Origin of the sequence: Bacteroides faecalis (genome assembly GCF_003865075.1) — a bacterium.
In the GTDB taxonomy this organism is placed as follows: domain Bacteria; phylum Bacteroidota; class Bacteroidia; order Bacteroidales; family Bacteroidaceae; genus Bacteroides; species Bacteroides faecalis.
The window spans coordinates 483,522-500,131 of sequence record NZ_BHWB01000001.1; the positions used below are offsets into that span (position 1 = coordinate 483,522).

General features: G+C 37.6%; 12 protein-coding genes and 2 pseudogenes. 3 read left to right on the forward strand and 11 right to left on the reverse strand.

Annotation, left to right across the window (positions count from 1 at the left end):
* The first annotated feature begins 248 nt into the window (after positions 1 to 248).
* Positions 249 to 2,900, forward strand: coding sequence for a glycosyl hydrolase (locus EJF25_RS01800; protein WP_125039769.1), 2,652 nt, complete (start codon positions 249 to 251; stop codon positions 2,898 to 2,900).
* 244 nt (positions 2,901 to 3,144) lie between these two features.
* On the opposite strand, the pseudogene EJF25_RS01805 reads toward EJF25_RS01800, so the two are convergent.
* Positions 3,145 to 4,127 (reverse strand): annotated as a pseudogene (locus tag EJF25_RS01805) (calcium/sodium antiporter).
* 127 nt (positions 4,128 to 4,254) lie between these two features.
* Between EJF25_RS01805 and EJF25_RS01810 the strand changes: the two are divergent.
* Positions 4,255 to 6,088: pseudogene (locus tag EJF25_RS01810) on the forward strand (mechanosensitive ion channel family protein).
* Between the two features lie 41 nt (positions 6,089 to 6,129).
* Here the strand turns inward: EJF25_RS01810 and EJF25_RS01815 are convergent.
* The 8 genes from EJF25_RS01815 to EJF25_RS01855 form a co-directional block, all read right to left on the reverse strand.
* The gene (locus tag EJF25_RS01815; protein ID WP_200832847.1) at positions 6,130 to 7,311 is read right to left on the reverse strand and encodes a THUMP-like domain-containing protein; all 1,182 of its coding nucleotides are present in this window, start codon (positions 7,309 to 7,311) and stop codon (positions 6,130 to 6,132) included.
* Positions 7,312 to 7,351: 40 nt separating this feature from the next.
* Entirely contained in the window at positions 7,352 to 8,116 is a 765-nt protein-coding gene (locus EJF25_RS01820; RefSeq protein ID WP_125039770.1) for a M15 family metallopeptidase, read from the reverse strand.
* 684 nt (positions 8,117 to 8,800) lie between these two features.
* A complete protein-coding gene (locus EJF25_RS01830; RefSeq protein ID WP_125039771.1) occupies positions 8,801 to 9,259 on the reverse strand; it encodes a lipocalin-like domain-containing protein in 459 nt (152 codons plus the stop codon).
* 28 nt (positions 9,260 to 9,287) lie between these two features.
* Complete coding sequence (locus tag EJF25_RS01835; RefSeq protein ID WP_125039772.1) at positions 9,288 to 9,656, reverse strand: lipocalin family protein; 369 nt, start codon at positions 9,654 to 9,656, stop codon at positions 9,288 to 9,290.
* 15 nt (positions 9,657 to 9,671) lie between these two features.
* Complete coding sequence (locus EJF25_RS01840; protein WP_125039773.1) at positions 9,672 to 10,028, reverse strand: lipocalin family protein; 357 nt, start codon at positions 10,026 to 10,028, stop codon at positions 9,672 to 9,674.
* Positions 10,029 to 10,623: 595 nt separating this feature from the next.
* Positions 10,624 to 11,262 carry a recombinase family protein gene (locus tag EJF25_RS01845; RefSeq protein ID WP_125039774.1) on the reverse strand — a complete coding sequence of 213 codons (639 nt, stop codon included), beginning with the start codon at positions 11,260 to 11,262 and terminating at the stop codon, positions 10,624 to 10,626.
* Between the two features lie 116 nt (positions 11,263 to 11,378).
* Positions 11,379 to 11,654, reverse strand: a complete 276-nt coding sequence (locus tag EJF25_RS01850; RefSeq protein ID WP_125039775.1) for a hypothetical protein — start codon at positions 11,652 to 11,654, stop codon at positions 11,379 to 11,381.
* A 60-nt stretch (positions 11,655 to 11,714) separates the two neighbouring features.
* Complete coding sequence (locus EJF25_RS01855; RefSeq protein WP_125039776.1) at positions 11,715 to 12,161, reverse strand: JAB domain-containing protein; 447 nt, start codon at positions 12,159 to 12,161, stop codon at positions 11,715 to 11,717.
* 777 nt (positions 12,162 to 12,938) lie between these two features.
* On the opposite strand from EJF25_RS01855, the gene EJF25_RS01860 reads away from it, so the two are divergent.
* Positions 12,939 to 13,529: a putative polyvalent protein kinase domain-containing protein gene (locus tag EJF25_RS01860; RefSeq protein WP_125039777.1), complete on the forward strand. Its 591-nt coding sequence runs from the start codon at positions 12,939 to 12,941 to the stop codon at positions 13,527 to 13,529.
* Between the two features lie 352 nt (positions 13,530 to 13,881).
* On the opposite strand, the gene EJF25_RS01865 is transcribed toward EJF25_RS01860, so the two are convergent.
* A complete protein-coding gene (locus tag EJF25_RS01865) occupies positions 13,882 to 15,819 on the reverse strand; it encodes a hypothetical protein (protein ID WP_125039778.1) in 1,938 nt (645 codons plus the stop codon).
* 154 nt (positions 15,820 to 15,973) lie between these two features.
* Positions 15,974 to 16,594: a hypothetical protein gene (locus tag EJF25_RS01870; RefSeq protein WP_125039779.1), complete on the reverse strand. Its 621-nt coding sequence runs from the start codon at positions 16,592 to 16,594 to the stop codon at positions 15,974 to 15,976.
* Positions 16,595 to 16,610 lie beyond the last annotated feature (16 nt).

Sequence of the window (16,610 nt, forward strand, 5' to 3'; positions counted from 1 at the left end):
ATCACAGTATTAAAATATCAGACGAAGCAAAGATAAGCAACTTTAGAGTGTAAATGCGATATAATTAGCACACATTATGGTACTATAATGACTGTTTGGTTTAAGGGCTTATGACTGCTTTCAGAAAATATATACTATAATAACAATCTATTATATTATAATGGCTAATCGCATAATAGTATTTGTGTGTTATCTTTTCATGTACTATTTTTACGCATCGAACAGTTCATTATCTAATCATTCATAACATGAAAAAGTACATTGTATTAGTAACACTTTTATGGCTGTCTGTTTGTGCTTATAGTACAAGCTCGTTGCGTAGCCGTATTTTGCCGGGCACGCTTACTTCGACGGAAGCGATCGTCTTTTGGGAGTTTCCTTCCGATTATCAGGTGATCAAACAGTATAATATTCGTGTGAACGGGGAACAGGTTGGAAATACAACCCAAAATAGTTTTCGTATTACCAATCTTACACCTGATACGGATTATAAGGTAACAGTATGTGCTGTCTCCGCACGCAATAAAGAACGTGCAGACGAGGTCATTCTATTGAGAACTACTCCATCGCCTCAGATTTTCGATGTGACTAAGTATGGAGCGAAAGGAGATGGTAAGACTATTAATACTAAAGCTATCCAACAAGCGATTGATGAATGTACTCCTTACGGAGAAGTTTATATTCCTGCCGGAGAATATATGACCGGAGCACTCTTTATATTGAAAGATAATATTAGTCTACATATTGCTGAGGGTGCAACTTTAAAAGCGATTCATAATCTCGCTCATTTTCCCTTAGTGAAAAGTCGTTATGAAGGAAATGGAGTAGACGCTTTTGCGAGTGTACTCAATTTGGGAAAGCTTAATAATAAAGATAAAAGATACACTAATATTCGTGTTTATGGAGGAGGAACGATTGATAATCAGGGAAGTGTACTGGCAAAGCAACAAACTGAAAATCTTAGCCGTATGTCTCGCTCACGAGGACTTCCTATTATTAATTGTGATAATGTTTCTATTGATAATATAACTATTACTAATCCTTGTACATGGAATGTTCATCCATTGCTTTGCAATGGAGTGACTACTTATGAATGCAATATCCTTTCTTCCGGTTTCGGTCTTAGTAATGCCGACGGATGGGACCCGGATTCTTCGGCAGATTGCTATCTGTTGAATTCGGTTCTGGATGGACAAGATGATAATATTGCAGTAAAATCTGTTCATTATATTGACGAAGACGGTAAAGAGATCAAAAAAACTTGTGAGAATATTTATGTAAGCTTCTGTCGCTTTGTTCGTGGAGGCGGTATCTGTGTTGGCGTTGAATTACCTGCAGGAGTTCGTAATGTTTGGTTTACGAATTGTCTGATTGAGAGTAGTGATCGTGGATTCATGATATGTAGTCGTCAGAATGGTCAAGGTATCGGAGCGATTGAAAACATTCATTTTCGTGATATGGAGGTTAAACAAACAGGTGACTGGGGAATTAATATCAATTTATGGTATTGGATAAACAGCTATAAACCAAATAGTTTTACGTCAGCAGATATTCGTGAAATCAAGGATATATATTTTGAGAATATACATATTGCTAAAGCGTTAGGCAATCCTATACAAATTCTTGGATTGGCTGAACAACCCATTAAGAATGTCCATTTTAAGAATGTAACGGTTGATCAGGCACAATATGATGTATTGTTACGTCATTGTGATCATATCACTTTTGAAAAAGTGGATGTTGGCGATAGATATTGGTTGTACGATCATGCAGAGAATGTGGTATGCGATAAACAGACTTCCCGTCCTCTGGAGTTTAACTATCCTTATAAATTGGTGGATAAGGACGCTACCTTTCGGGTGAAAGCCCTTTATGAAAACCTACATAAGGTTATGGATAGCGGACGTTTTATCTTTGGTGCACAAGATGCAACTGCTTCCGGATACGGATGGTGCGATGATTCCGGAAAGAGTGATATTGAAAGAATTTCCGGTAAGAAACCTCAATTTTATAGCTGGGATTTTATGAATATTGCCACTCCACATGCTAAGCATCATTTGCAAGATACGGAGAAGGTACGTCGTTTGACTTGTCAGGCTTTCTATGAAGGAGGAGTCATCTCATATTGTTGGCATGCGGCCAATCCGGTAACGGGTGGAAGTTTCTATGAAACAGGTGATAGTATTGTGAAGAAGATTCTCCCGGGAGGAGCGTATCATAAGAACTTCACTGATATGCTGGATCAGGTAGCCGAATATAATAAAACATTGATAGGAAAAGATGGGGAACAAATTCCCGTGATTTTCCGTCCCTGGCATGAGTTTGACGGTGATTGGTTCTGGTGGGGAAAGAAGTATTGTTCGGCAGAAGAGTTCAAACAATTATATCGCTTTACTGTCACATATCTACGGGACAAATGCCATATCCGTAACTTCCTGTATGCGTTCTCACCTGACATCAATTTTACTTCTGAAGAAAAATATCTGGAACGCTATCCGGGAGATGAATATGTGGACATCATTGCAATGGATAACTATTGGAATTTCCGTTATGAAGAAAAGGACCTTGACGCAGCACATATTCGTTTGAAAGTTCTTTCTGATTATGCTATTAAGACTGGAAAGATTGCCGCTTTATCGGAAACCGGTCAGGGAGGTATTGATGATCCTAATTGGTTTACTGACCGCTTGCTTAAATCCATTTACGGTTATCCGGGAGAACCTGTTAAACTGGCTTATGTTGCAGTATGGCGTAACAGCGTACAAGGTTTTTTTACTCCTTATAAAGGACATCCGGCGACCGATGATTTCTTGAAGTTTATTAATGATCCGAGAGTGATTACTTCTAGTCCGTATGATTGGTTGGGAATGTATTATCATTTCAATTCACCTATAAAATAAAAGATTACTTTTAAGGTAAAAAAGATGTTTTGTCCTGATGTAAGTTGATTTGAAAGATAAAGCTTATATCAGGGCTTTTTCTATAATCAGTTGCCGGACCTGTGCCGCCTTATTGAAACGGTTGTGTCATCGTTGTGGCACAACCGTTTCAATAAGATGGCATAGTTGTGCCAATAAAGTGGCACAGCTTTAGTGTGCTTTATCCTGAAAAAGGTTATTTACATGTTCTTTTTATTGTTGTCCTTTATACAGAGCGAATGAGCAGAACCGTATAAATAATGTAAGCTAATACTAAAACTCCTCCTTCTAGCCGGGTAATAGTCCGTTTGGCAAAAAAGAGTCCAAGCAGCCAAAGCAGAATACTGGAACCAACTAATGCAAAGAGATCGAAATTAGTAATACCGTTCAGACGGAGGGGCGTAATAGTGGCACTACATCCTAATACAAAGAAGATATTGAAAAGGTTACTACCGATTACATTACCGATAGCAATCTCCGGATTCTTTTTATAGCGGCCACGATGGAAGTGGCAAGTTCGGGTAGGGAAGTTCCTCCGGCTACTAAAGTCAATCCAATAATTGATTCACTGATTCCCATGTTACGGGCAATTCCTGTAGCTCCATTCACAAAGATTTGTCCACCGAAGATAAGGGCGGCTAAACCGCCGATAATGTAAATAGTAGATTTCCACCATGGAAGTAGTTTGATCTCATCTTCTCCTGTAGTTGTTGGTTCTATTGGCTGTTCACCGAAAGGTTTTGTAGGGAAAGCAATAGCAAATGTATATCCCATAAAGATGGTGAAAAAGCAAAGTAACAGTAATCCGTCTACTCTATCTAGGATATTCTCAGCAGCTTTATTCAGAAAAATATCATTGGCACAAATCAATAATACAATGGAAGAAAGAATACAAAGTGGAATCTCTTTTTTCAGTGTATTCCGAGTGATGACAATGGGGGCTACTAATGCTGTACAACCCACAATCATTAATGTGTTGAAGATATTACTTCCCACCACATTACCGATGGCAATATCTGCACTTCCTTTGATAGCAGAAGTGACACTGACAGTCAGCTCCGGTGCGGAAGTTCCGAAGGCAACAATAGTAAGACCGATGACAATCGATGGAATGCGGAAACGCTTAGCTACCGAAGCTGCTCCGTCTGTTAGCCCGTTGGCTCCCAGGAGAATCAGAAGCAATCCTCCAATAAGTAGTAATATATTCATAATTTCTCCATTTTGTGGCAAAGATAGTGATTCTTTGAGATGATATATCAAAAACAATATGTATGTTTGTATGTTTAATAAAAAGTAAGATTATACGCTTATATAACCTGAAATGTTCTGTATGGAAATGAAATGTCTAAAACGATATTGTCTATTGTTTCTGATAGTTTTTGGAACTGTGAATGCACAAGCTCAACTTAAGGAAGCAGTTAAGAATATATTATTGAGGGATACCCTAGAAACCTCTAATGTTTCGTTAAAAAAAGATTCAGATTCCACTCAATTAGTGAATCTGCAAAAATCATTATTGGAAGCTCGTCTCAGCGAAGCAAATCTGCGAATGGAAATGGAGCAAATGAAGCTTCAAATGGCAACTGCCGATTCTGTGAAATTTGCCCAGCAAAGACTACGTATTGACTCATTGCGTAAGTTTACGAAAGGAATTCCGGTGGTAGCCGATGGAGATACTTTATTCTATCTTTTATACAAAGCGTGGAGGCTATACTCCTCAACAACGGGCACAAATGACCGGAACAGCAATTGAAGAACTCGGAAGACGTTTTAACCTTAGTCCGGATTCTGTTTCGATAGATCACTCGGATATTGTTTCCGATCTTATGTATGGTAATAAAGTATTGCTTTCTCTAACTGATCAGGACGCTTTGTGGGAAGGAATCCCCCGCGATTCTCTGGCAAAAGAGAGAAGAGGCGAGGTAGTGGATAAGTTGCATGAAATGAAAGCTGAACATGGTCTTTGGAGAATGGCAAAACGTGTTCTTTATTTTGTATTGGTGATTGTAGGACAATATTTATTATTCCGTCTAACGAATTGGTTGTTTAGGAAGCTCAAAGTGCGTATCCTATGTTTGAAGGATACTAAATTGAAGCCTGTCACTATTCAGGGATATGAATTGTTGGATACGCAAAAGCAAGTGAATCTATTGGTTTTTGTGGCGGGTATCGGGCGATATATCATTATGGGGCTTCAATTACTAATCACTGTTCCTTTGGTCTTCATTATTTTCCCGCAAACCGAAGGATTGGCTTATCGTCTTTTTGGATATATATGGACTCCTGTTAGAAAGATCTTGATAGGTATTGTTGATTATATTCCGAATTTAATTACCATTATAGTCATATGCTATGCTATAAAATCTTTGATTCGCCTTATCCGCTATCTGGCACATGAAGTTGAGGCGGGAAGGCTTAAACTGGGCGGTTTCTATCCCGATTGGGCAATGCCGACTTATCATATTGTCCGTTTCCTGCTTTATGCATTTATGATTGCGATGATTTATAATTATTTGCCGGGGGCTAGTACAGGAGTCTTTCAGGGAATTTCAGTATTTGTTGGACTGATCGTCTCACTTGGATCCAGTACGGTAATCGGAAATGTTATGGCAGGAATGGTGATCACTTATATGCGTCCGTTTAAATTGGGAGACCGTATAAAATTGAATGATACAGTTGGGGATATTATAGAGAAAACTCCTCTTGTCACTCGTATTCGTACACCGAAGAATGAAGTAGTTACTGTTCCTAATTCATTCGTAATGTCTTCTCATACGGTAAATTACAGCGCATCCGCCCGTGAATATGGTCTGATTATTCATTCGGAAGTTTCGATTGGTTATGATGTTCCTTGGCGACAGGTTAATCAATTACTGATAGATGCAGCATTAAATACTCCCGGAGTTTTGGATGATCCTCGCCCGTTTGTATTGGAGACTTCATTAAGTGATTGGTATCCGGTCTATCAGGTAAATGCTTATATTAAAGAAGCAGATAAGATGGCACAGATCTATTCAGATCTGTATCAGAATATTCAAGATCGGTTTAATGAAGCAGAGGTTGAGATCATGTCACCTCACTATATGGCTGTACGTGATGGTAATGAGACAACAATCCCTAAGGATGATTTGAGAGGGAAAACAAAAACAGAAACAGGAACAAATAAATAATAATTGCTCGTCTCAATTGACACCTTTCAAGTTTATGTTGATTAAGCCTTCTCACACAGGATTAAAAGCTTCTTTTCATTATTTAAAGTGGTTGCAAATAGGTAAGTGGAACCTCCATCAGATAATTTGGTCCGTTTGCGGAGTTCCGCAACAGAAGCGGGAAAATTGCGAATAGTGATATTGGCTTTCTCTAGATTCCCTAAAGTTTCTTTAATTTCTTTTTTGTTGAAACTGCAATATCCTTTAATATGGAATATTCTTCCAGGAAAGTTTTCAATCAGTATTGCGGATGTATATAGATGGCTGTTAGGATGAAGTTTTGAAATATGATAGAAGGATGATAAACTTTTATAAGCCCCCCCCTTCAGTAGTGAGGTATGTGGTTCATAGAGATAGTTTGCAGGAATATCTGTATAAGTACATTCACTGTGCTGTTCTTGTTCGCGGGTAAAGGTAAACTTTTGTTCACCTTTGGATGAGAAGTTTACACAATGGATAGGAACTTCTTTGACAGGTGTTTGCCCCAGAATTAAAAGGAGTTCTTTACATTCATTGTTGACGGAAATGATATGAACTTCCTGGCTCTGTTTCAGCTCTTTCAATGCTAGGGATAGGTCAAGCATAGGGGAGAGCTTAATCATGACTTTGTTCGCTTTCTTCAATAAAAGTTGTTCCAGTTCGGCCACATTAGGTTCACAGTCGGAAATCGCTACGGTTTTTCCTCCATGTTCGTTGCGACGGGCAGGATCGAGGAAGATACAATCTACCGGAGACATCCTTTTCAGATAGGCTACTCCGTCTTCGTTTTTAATACTAATATGATTCAAACCAAGTATGGGGAAGTTGTGGGCTGCAATTTCACAAAGCTCTTCTTGGCACTCTATATATACAACAGACTTGAATCCTGCAGCAAGGAACGAACAATCGATGCCGAATCCACCGGTAAGATCAGTCAAAGATTGGCCTTGTATTAATTTAGCTTTATAACGAGCTGTAATTTCTGAAGAACATTGTTCTAATGATAGATGCTTTGGATACCATATATCATCTACTTTCTTCCACGATGGAATCTTCTCTATTGCAACTTGCCTTCCTGCTATCTGGGTAATAGCTGTTGGCATATCTACATTCGGATATTTCTTAGCTTGTAAAGCCAAGATTCGTACATCATCTGCTTGATGTTCATGAATAAATACTTGAGTTGCTGGCGAAATATGTATCATAATTATCAGTATTCAGAGCTAAATAATGGTTTGCAATTAATTATGGAATCAGTTTGTATTTCCGCTTGGCTTCGTCCCTACTGCAGAAATTGAAATGCCACCATTCACTTGGTAGTGGGCGGAATCCTGCTTTTTTCATAACAGTTCTTAGTAATATACGGTTTTGCCGCTCGTTTTCACTTATTTTTCCTGTGTGTACTAATTCATTTTCCTGTGTAATGTTTGCTTCGAAGCCGAGATGGTCTACTTTGGTTCCCATTGGTAGTGGAGTCCCCAAAGAATCCAGTATACTGATGTCTACTGCAAGTCCATAATTATGTAGTCCACCCCCATGGTTCGGGTTGGATACGTATTTGAATTTAGAAGTGCCTTTTACTACATTCCACATTTTCTTTTGCACAGACATTGGGCGTGCTGCATCGTAAACGATGAGGTTGTATGATGGATATAACTGTTTGAGCTCTTTTTGTGCCTGTATAAGAGCGTGTGCTGCATCCGGGTGAAGATAAGCTTCTTTCAGGTTATCGTAGAGTATTTCTCCTGTGAAGTTATCAGAGCGAGTGTACATTAATTCGATGTGAATGGTCGGATCCAATTCGGAGATATTCACAAATCCTAGAGAATCTAGTGTAACTGCTGTCTGGCTTTTAGTTAAGGAGTTTTCTAGAGGAATAGGGGGAGTTGGTTTTATTGAATCTGTGTATGCAACATTCTGTTGTTGTTTTTCTTTTGTCGCGATACAGGAACAAGAGAAAAGCAATACTAACCAGAATAGGAATGATATATTATGTCTTATTAATCTCATAGGAGGCTGATTTAACAATAAAACCCTTGCAAGTATTTACTTGTAAGGGTGCTAATTTATAGGTCAACCTGGGATTGAACCAGGGACTTCCGGATTATGAGTCTGTTGCTCTAACCAACTGAGCTACCTCGTTATCAACACGTTAATTATCTCTATGCAAGTTTCAAGGTCAACAATAGGTCAACATTGAACTTACTATGCAAAGATAGGAAGTTTATTGAATTTAGCGAATGATTTATTAAGTTAATGATTATTGGGTATGGTATTCTGCATGTGCAAAACTCTTTAGTGGGACTACCTTTGGACTTCTCTAGGCATAGAGCTAAGGTTGCGAAGTGGATTTGCTTCTCTATGTTGGTATGCTGTAATTGTCCCTTCTACGTTATGTTCTCATTCTTCTCCTTCGTACCTTTGTAGTAGATAATTCAATTACCAACCTATCCACATTAACCTAAAATGAGACTTACTAAGAAGAACAACACAATTCATTACGTACCACAAAAGATTGTAGAAACCACAGTTACAGAGGTTACACACATACCTCTTACAAAAGACATGTTAAAGCAACTTCTCCATAACCCAGTTAGAGAAGAGAAACGTAAACTCGTAAAGAAGAGAAAGAAGTAATTAATAAGGCAGCAAGTGAATGTTACTTCAAATGCTGCCTTCATTACTATTTAAGAATTATCCTCTCTTATAGGTCATCTTAGCTCTGACTTCGTAACCTTCATCCTTGAAATAGTGTTCAAGAATTAACTTATCATTAGTGATTTCGACTACCTTTAAATCATACTGTTCGTGTTCGTCCTCAATAAGAGTTATGACATCACCATTGACAGACCACTTTTCAATACTTTGAGGAGTGCTAGTACCGTCCAAATCATACTGACTGTATGTACCGTCTGCTCTGAAAGTAAAGTTACCAAAGTACTCGTATTCGTCCTTAGGTGCATGGCTCCATTCATGGTCTGGATAATTAGCCTCTTTAATAAATCCTTCTTCGTAAGTTAATACCCAATGTCCCACAATCTTCTCTGAAAGAGGTCTATTATCTTCGTCATCATCGTCATCACTGCAAGCAGTAAAGTTCAAACATAGTACCGTTATTAATAAAGTAGTACCAAGTATTCTTAGTGTCTTCATTGTTAATCAATCTATTAACGTTAAACAATTATTTCTTCTTGAAAGTAGTTTCAGTACCATACTCATTCTTGGCTGTCAGAGTGTTACCATTGATTGTAACGTTGTACTTGTCTGTGTCACCATCACTGTAGTTGATTTCTACGACATTAGTTTCACTATGATACGTATAGGTAAACTGATACGTGAAGGATTCGCTATCATCATCATAGTACAGATACTCACTTCCGCTCCCGTCAGCATTAAACGTCCATCTTAGATGTTCATGTCCGTCATCCTCTTGCCATACACCAACTAAAGGATTTGAGGGGTTGTCATCATCGTCATCACTACATGCTGTAAAGTTTAAGCACAATACAACCAAAAGTAAGGTTGTTCCTATTAGTCTCAATGTCTTCATGTTAGTATTTACTGTTTAAATTTTGACATAAGTTTCTGAATCCTCATTGTCTTTAATCGTTAAACGATTGCCCGAAATAGAGAAGGTAGATGTGTATGTTTCACCGTCTGACCATGTAAAGGTAATCTTATTGCCGTCTATTGCATAAGTGAAAGATTCTGAATCACTCTGTGCGTTGTCTTTAAACTCCTGCCACATACCACTTCCGTCTGCATTGAATGTGAATGATTCACTGTAACCATAACTGTCTGCAACTTCACTTTTCCATGTGCCTACGATTGGGTTCTCATCGTCATCGTCCCCACAAGCTGCGAAATTCACACATAATACAACCATTAATAAGGTTGCTCCAATTAATCTTAATGTCTTCATTGTTATTATTAAATCTGTTTGTGTCTCTAAGTTCCTGTTAGAGGCGTTAGTAATTTGTAGTCAAGTGTGAGGAACACAACACGAAGGTTGCACACTTCTTATTAGAATTGCGATTGATAAGTAAATGTCTGGTTCTTAGATACTGAATTAATGCCAACCTGTTCCCGCTGTTAGCTATTAATAATGAAAGAAGCGTGGGAACTACTGAATACTACTGCATTGAGGCTCTCGACTGCCCTTCTTCAAGTAATAAACAATAGCCCACGCCAAACGTTATAGAGTTCACCTGTTGAGGTGAAAACATAGCATTGACGTGAGCGCTCTTGCCTATTATCTTTGAAGAATGAAATTGTCGAGATTCCAATGCAAGATAATATGTCAAACGCTCTTCGTTTTCTTAATAAGTCCTTCCAGACCTAACGCATTAGGTATCTGAAATTGCTACAAAGTTACGAATTTACGTTTGATTAGCAAGAACTATTGTTTATTAATCGTTGAGGCTGACTTCTACTCAACATTTTAAGGTTAGGAGGAAATTAGCCAAGTCCCTATAAAGGTAGAATTTTAGAAATTTCCTCCCAACCAATTAATAAGACTAGGAATTGACAAATTGATTCTTTATCCGTTGAACTGTGGAGATACCAATACTTTGTAGCTTAGCCACATTTCTAACAGAGTACCCCTTCTTCAATAAGGCTATCACTTCTTTATACTCTTCCCGTTTCCGTTCCTCTGTCTTAATACTGCCTGTCTTCCGTCCCAACTTTCCACCTTTGGCAATGTAGTTAGTTCTTCCACTATTAAGACGATACACAATGTTGCTTCTCTCAATGTTAGACATTTCCGCTAGTATTGTTACCATGATAGAAGCAATAGGATTAACTTCTCCATTTGGTTGTAATGTGTAAAGTCCCAAGTTCTGAATGTAAACGGAAACTTTAGCTTCATGTAGTCTTTCTAAGGAACGAAGCACCTGTAATGTACTTCTGCCCAATCTGGAAAGTTCAGATAGTAGCAAGTAATGAACTGAATTAGTAGTGCAGTATTCCAAACATTCCGTTAATACTTGGCGTTCTTCATTCTTCTTAGCACCGCTAATGTGTTCCTCAAATGTGGCAACTACTTCAATTTCTTGTGAGTTGGCATACTTTCTTAAATCTTCAATTTGTCTACTTGTGTCCTGTCTATCACTAACAGACGAAACACGAGCATAAATCACTGCATTTGTTTTCATTTAAGTCTTTGATTAAGTTGGTTACATAAAAGAATGTGTTCAAACGACCTTTGCAGATTAATTTGAACACATTCCCAATTTGAACACATTTGCCAATAAGCTATCGCCAAACTATTTTAGAATGGTCTATCTCCATACTCATAGACTGTGATAGAATTGCAAACTCTTTCATAGAATGAGAATCCACAACCAGAACAAAAATAACTTTCGTAAACTGCTGCATACTCTCCTTGCTGTCTGCTAGTCCTATCTAAGAATGAATCAAACTTATGTAACCAATACTTTAATGCTTGTAACCGCTTAATGTATTGCAAATTGTTTTCACTATTGCATAAGCTTTCCTGTAATGTGGCAATGTGTTGAATTACACTTTCTACTTTCTTTGTATTCATAGTGTTGTAGTATTAATAAGATGAGAGAGGACACCAATGTATTATGATGTCCTCTGTTGATTAAATCTCTCCTTCGTCAGCGAAACTGTAATACTTTTCACTTGTAAGAATTATGTGGTCTAATACCCTTATTCTCATAAGTTCGGCAGCTTCTTTAATGGATTGCGTTAATTCCAAATCTTGTTTGCTTGGCTTTAAATTCCCGCTTGGGTGATTATGTGCCAAAATGAGAGAGACTGAATTAGTAAGCAATGCAGCTTGTAAGATAACTCTTACATCAACACTTGTTTCTGTTATTCCTCCTTCTGAAATTTGAGTGAATCCTAGAACTTGATTCGATTGATTCAGATAAAGAACTTTGAAATACTCTTTGTAGTCTATAGTCCCTTCCTTAAATGTAGGTAGTAGAATCTGGTAAGCGTCAGCAGAACTGCTAACTTTGTTCTTGTTTCTGGTAGTAAGCTTATAAGTTAGCTCCACCTCTCCAACTTTATAATCTAAATTCATAATGTCTAATTATTAATGATTATCACCCTTTAATAAGATTGTAACCAACTAAGACAATGTACCCAACTATTAAGATAGGATGTAGTAGCACTGCAACAAAGAAGGTTATTACTACGATTAGTAGATAGAATAAACTCTTTAGCATAGTCTCATTATTAGAAGCTTCTTTGTCTGAATACGAAGCAAATGATTAATAACAAGATTATCCCAAACATCACCTGTGGTAACATAATAAAGGGAACTATTAAGATAGTCCCTAATGTGATTAGAATCTTCACATTCTCCATAACTTGTAATTTAATGATTAGTAATCTGGATTTTAGTGCAAATGAGTAGTCTTAGTATGAAGCACTATGTAACCTCTTACAAATGTGTCATCTTATAAAGAATCATCTCTTATCTGTAGTTGGCAGATAAGTGATTCTATGAATTTCATTCGTTGAGGCTTGGAAAACAATTCACGCTAAACTATTCATTTCATTTACTAATTGGTATGGGGTGTGAGGTGTAACAGAACAGAAGCGTTTGAGACATACATTACATTTGAATTTCTATGTCATTCATTATTCTGGAATTAATAATGTTGCTCTAAGTAGTGCTAGTCCTTATTAAGAAACACTTCTCTAATCTAAAGGGGTGGGGTGTAAATTTGAGTACCTTACATTTTGAATTGGGAGGGTAAATGAACTTTTATTGCTAGATTCAATTTAATTGGCTACATTTGCATAAACTCATAATTACAGAAATTATGGAATACATTAATGAATTTCACAAGCAATGGATAGAGCGCACTCGTCAGTCAATAGTCTCTTGGAGCAAGCAGCCTGCATCGTTAGAAGAAGCAAAGAAACAGCAGGAACGCTTGAACCAACAGAGAGCTATAAGAGAGGGCAAATTGAAGAGTTAATTTCATTTGCTGATTCAAACGGCTTATGGATTGACTTTAACAATCTTTCCGTTATCTATTTGGATAAAGGGGGAGAGAATGAGGTGTTTTATGATGGTGCGGCTACTGTATACAAATTAAATAACTTTGAGTATGCAGGTGACAATCTAGAGAATTTCTTTATCCGTATTACTGCACACAATAAGTTCTTTAGCAATGTGCCCTACCAAATGATAGGCTTTGCTTACAATAGTCTACATGAGTTTTGCGCAGTTCTCATACAACCACACATAAAGGCAGAGCGAGAGGCGACAGAGGACGAAATAACTGATTACATGCAAGCTCTTGGTTTTGAAATGGATTATCTTGATGAGTACCATAATGACCAATACGAAGTATTTGATGCAGTCCCTAATAATGTCCTCTATGGTATTGATGGCGACTTGTACTTTATTGATACTCAAATAAGGTTAAAGGGATAGTCTACAGATACGTGTAGAAACATGAGAAACTCCAAACCTATTTAACGGTCTGTAGCTTTAGTCTTATTTAATCAATGTATTAATTCTTTCTTAGTTCTCGTTCTTGTTAAATCTTATAAAGAACCATTCTTCAAAACTAAGTGGGGCAGGGGGATGAATTTAGAGATTACCTAAATTGAGTTGGGGTAAGAGTGAAATAGTACTTCATGTAATAAGATAACAGGATTGTCCGTAAACACCAAGAACTCCGTACCTCTTAGGGTGGAGTTACTTAGTAGGTGTAGAAAGTTACTTCAATTCATAAATTTCTTTAGGGGTAAATTCTTAAATTTGTGTTTTATAAGACCCTTTATCAATTTGCTCCTAACTCCGATTTGAAACGGAGAAGTTTATACAAAGGTGGGGTTTGACTGTTATAAGAATAATGGTCGAAGTAATCTTCAACTGTGCCTTCTGTAATTTGACACATTACTTTGTTTCCTTTCATTCCGTCACCATGAATCTTATAAGTAATGCCATTAGCAGTGTAAATTCTGCCAAGTCGTTTTATGAAATCGGATTTAGCAATGTAGCATTGAATTTGAACTTCATTTCTAAATTCTTCTTCTATCTCTGCCAGTACATTTGGACTAAAACGCAGTTTCTCACCTTGCTGGAGATTGTATGCTTTCAATTCCTTCTCAATCTTGCTTTTAGAATACTTAGCTGCTTCAATCGGTGCTTTACCAATCTTCGAGTAAGCCTCAATGATGAAGGATTGTTCGCTGTTCATTCTTTCCAACTCACGTACTTCCGCATCGAAATCAAAATCGGGATTGTTTTGCTTGTCGCGTTCCAGTCGCTCCAACTGGTTTACAAGGTACTTCCATACATCCTTAGTTGAAAGTTTCTTCAATGACAGATTGTCATCCTCTCCAACTCCATGACTGTTATCTATTACTTGTAATCTGAAATGCCCTGTAGCATTGTAGGCATTAATTAGTGCTTCCGGTGATTGGTAGTAACTTGTTACTCGTTCTTCGTTAAACACATGGTCTATAACTTCCTCCGAAAGTTCTTCATCATCATCCAAGAACTCATTGAAGCTAAGTCTATTTAAATTCTTTAGTATGGTAGCTTTATCCGTTTCATCCGTTTCATTATCATACTTTATCTTCATATCCAAGTATAAACGAAGGTCGGTAGTGATACTCTTTTCAATCTCTTCATCACTCTTAACTTCCAATTCGTCATTGGTATTGGCTATGAATGTCAGAGAGTTGTATCTTCTGTCACCGTCCAGTTTGTTACGGAAACGTCCTTGTATCTGAACTGCTTCTGTGAACGGGTCAATCATTGAGTGCATGGCTTGCTTGTAATTACTAAGTACAAGTATGTCAGCCAACTTATTAATCTTAATGTCCACTGCCGAAAAGAAGCGTGCGGTGAAGAGATTAACTTTAGCTAATGGCAATTCTAAATGGTCATGTGTATGATGCAATTCCATACTCTTTAACTTCTTCACGCTCTTATCCGAACAGAATACCTTGTAATCCCCGTCCTTAATCAATCCTTCTTTCAATAGATTCTGTACTATGCGAGCGATACCGTCAGTAGTCTTATAGAAGATGCAAATACATTTGGAAGTGGATAGTAATTTCCTTAACTTTCTACGTAAAGTTCTGTTGAATGAACGGGTGATAATTAAAGTTGCATCCTTCTTGTAATCGTAATCGGGAGTTACTTTCAGCCATTTAAAGCCGTTGTCTAAAAACTTACGATTACGTGTTCCTAACGGAGTAGCCGAAACGTATGCTTTACGTTCATAATCGAAGAAATCCTTTATACGGATAGTTGGTCTGAAACCAGTGTCTTGTATTAGTTTCTCGCATTCATCGTACAAACAGAAGTACTCCTTATGCCAGTCAATTCCTAACTTCTTAAATGTAGGTATTAGTTTTGTCTTGTAGCCTTCGGGAGTAGTGACTAACTTCTTAGGCATACATTTGCCATTCTGTAAATAGGCTTCTATCTGTTTTGGGGTAGTCTTTTCATAAATGCCCAAGTAATCAGTTCCTTCCGTCTTACCGATAATTACGGGTACGTTAGGTTCGGTAATCACAGAGTTACGTTTACATTCCAATTCAGCATAAGTTGCACCGATACCTGGTTCTACTTTCTCAATGATACGATTGGTTGGAGTACCGTTATCGGGATAGCCTTCTCGTTTATAAAGGTCTAAGAGTGTTTCGCCTTTACTAATTGTTAGTTCTTCACGTTCAAGGTTGATTGGTGTAAATGAGAGTTTCATAATCTTATAATTTGTGTAGGGATGAAATTTATAAAAAGTTGCTTGTATGGGCACTTTACAAATTTGCTCCTAACTGTGGTTATTAATGTTGAAGTATGTTTAAGTCTGAGATTTGGAGATGAAGGGGAGCAAACTCCCCTTTTCATCATTGTTGTTACAGGTTGAAGTAGTCTGTCTTATTAATTGTCAGTTTCTCGTGAATGAACTCTTTGACATCATCTGTTAGTGGAATGTCAAACTTTACTTCACCTCGATAGAATTGGAAACTTCCACGAAAGTGAGTGACTCCATTTCTTTCCTTGTCTGCTTCACGATAGAGGCGTTTTAAGTCGTCTCTTAAATGTTGCAGAAGTTCCAGTTGGAAGTTAGCGGTATCATTCACTTCTTGCTTCTGTCTGAAGAACTCGTCTTTAGGGTTGACACCTTTGCCTCTGAGTAAGTCTAGTACTATTTCAGTGGCTTTGTCATTCACGTATGTGCCTTTCTTTTCCACTATGCCATCAAGTTCGGCAATGATGTAGAAGTATGCTTTCCCATTAGTGTTGTAAGGTACAACCGTTATTTTAGCGAAATTAAATACGGCATTAAATAGCCAGATTATTACAGCCAAATCAACATACACTGGTGGCTCATTCTTCGTTGAGGTAATTCTTAGCTTACCTTCATCGTCCTTATCCACCTTTAAAGCATTAGACTTATAAACACTTGAAGTATTATTAACTTCTTTACCACTTTCCATTGCAGTCTGTCCCGCTGTTTTAATCATTTCTTCCATGATTGTATTATTTAAA

Excerpts from the sequence above, each read along its gene's own strand:
- EJF25_RS01845 (WP_125039774.1), bottom strand. The coding sequence starts at position 11,262 with ATGAAAACAAATGCAGTGATTTATGCTCGTGTTTCGTCTGTTAGTGAT.
- EJF25_RS01865 (WP_125039778.1), bottom strand. The coding sequence starts at position 15,819 with ATGAAACTCTCATTTACACCAATCAACCTTGAACGTGAAGAACTAACA.
- EJF25_RS01820 (WP_125039770.1), bottom strand. The coding sequence starts at position 8,116 with ATGAGATTAATAAGACATAATATATCATTCCTATTCTGGTTAGTATTG.
- EJF25_RS01870 (WP_125039779.1), bottom strand. The coding sequence starts at position 16,594 with ATGGAAGAAATGATTAAAACAGCGGGACAGACTGCAATGGAAAGTGGT.
- EJF25_RS01800 (WP_125039769.1), top strand. The coding sequence starts at position 249 with ATGAAAAAGTACATTGTATTAGTAACACTTTTATGGCTGTCTGTTTGT.
- EJF25_RS01860 (WP_125039777.1), top strand. The coding sequence starts at position 12,939 with ATGGATAGAGCGCACTCGTCAGTCAATAGTCTCTTGGAGCAAGCAGCC.
- EJF25_RS01855 (WP_125039776.1), bottom strand. The coding sequence starts at position 12,161 with ATGAATTTAGATTATAAAGTTGGAGAGGTGGAGCTAACTTATAAGCTT.
- EJF25_RS01815 (WP_200832847.1), bottom strand. The coding sequence starts at position 7,311 with ATGATACATATTTCGCCAGCAACTCAAGTATTTATTCATGAACATCAA.
- EJF25_RS01840 (WP_125039773.1), bottom strand. The coding sequence starts at position 10,028 with ATGAAGACATTAAGATTAATTGGAGCAACCTTATTAATGGTTGTATTA.
- EJF25_RS01850 (WP_125039775.1), bottom strand. The coding sequence starts at position 11,654 with ATGAATACAAAGAAAGTAGAAAGTGTAATTCAACACATTGCCACATTA.
- EJF25_RS01830 (WP_125039771.1), bottom strand. The coding sequence starts at position 9,259 with ATGAAGACACTAAGAATACTTGGTACTACTTTATTAATAACGGTACTA.
- EJF25_RS01835 (WP_125039772.1), bottom strand. The coding sequence starts at position 9,656 with ATGAAGACATTGAGACTAATAGGAACAACCTTACTTTTGGTTGTATTG.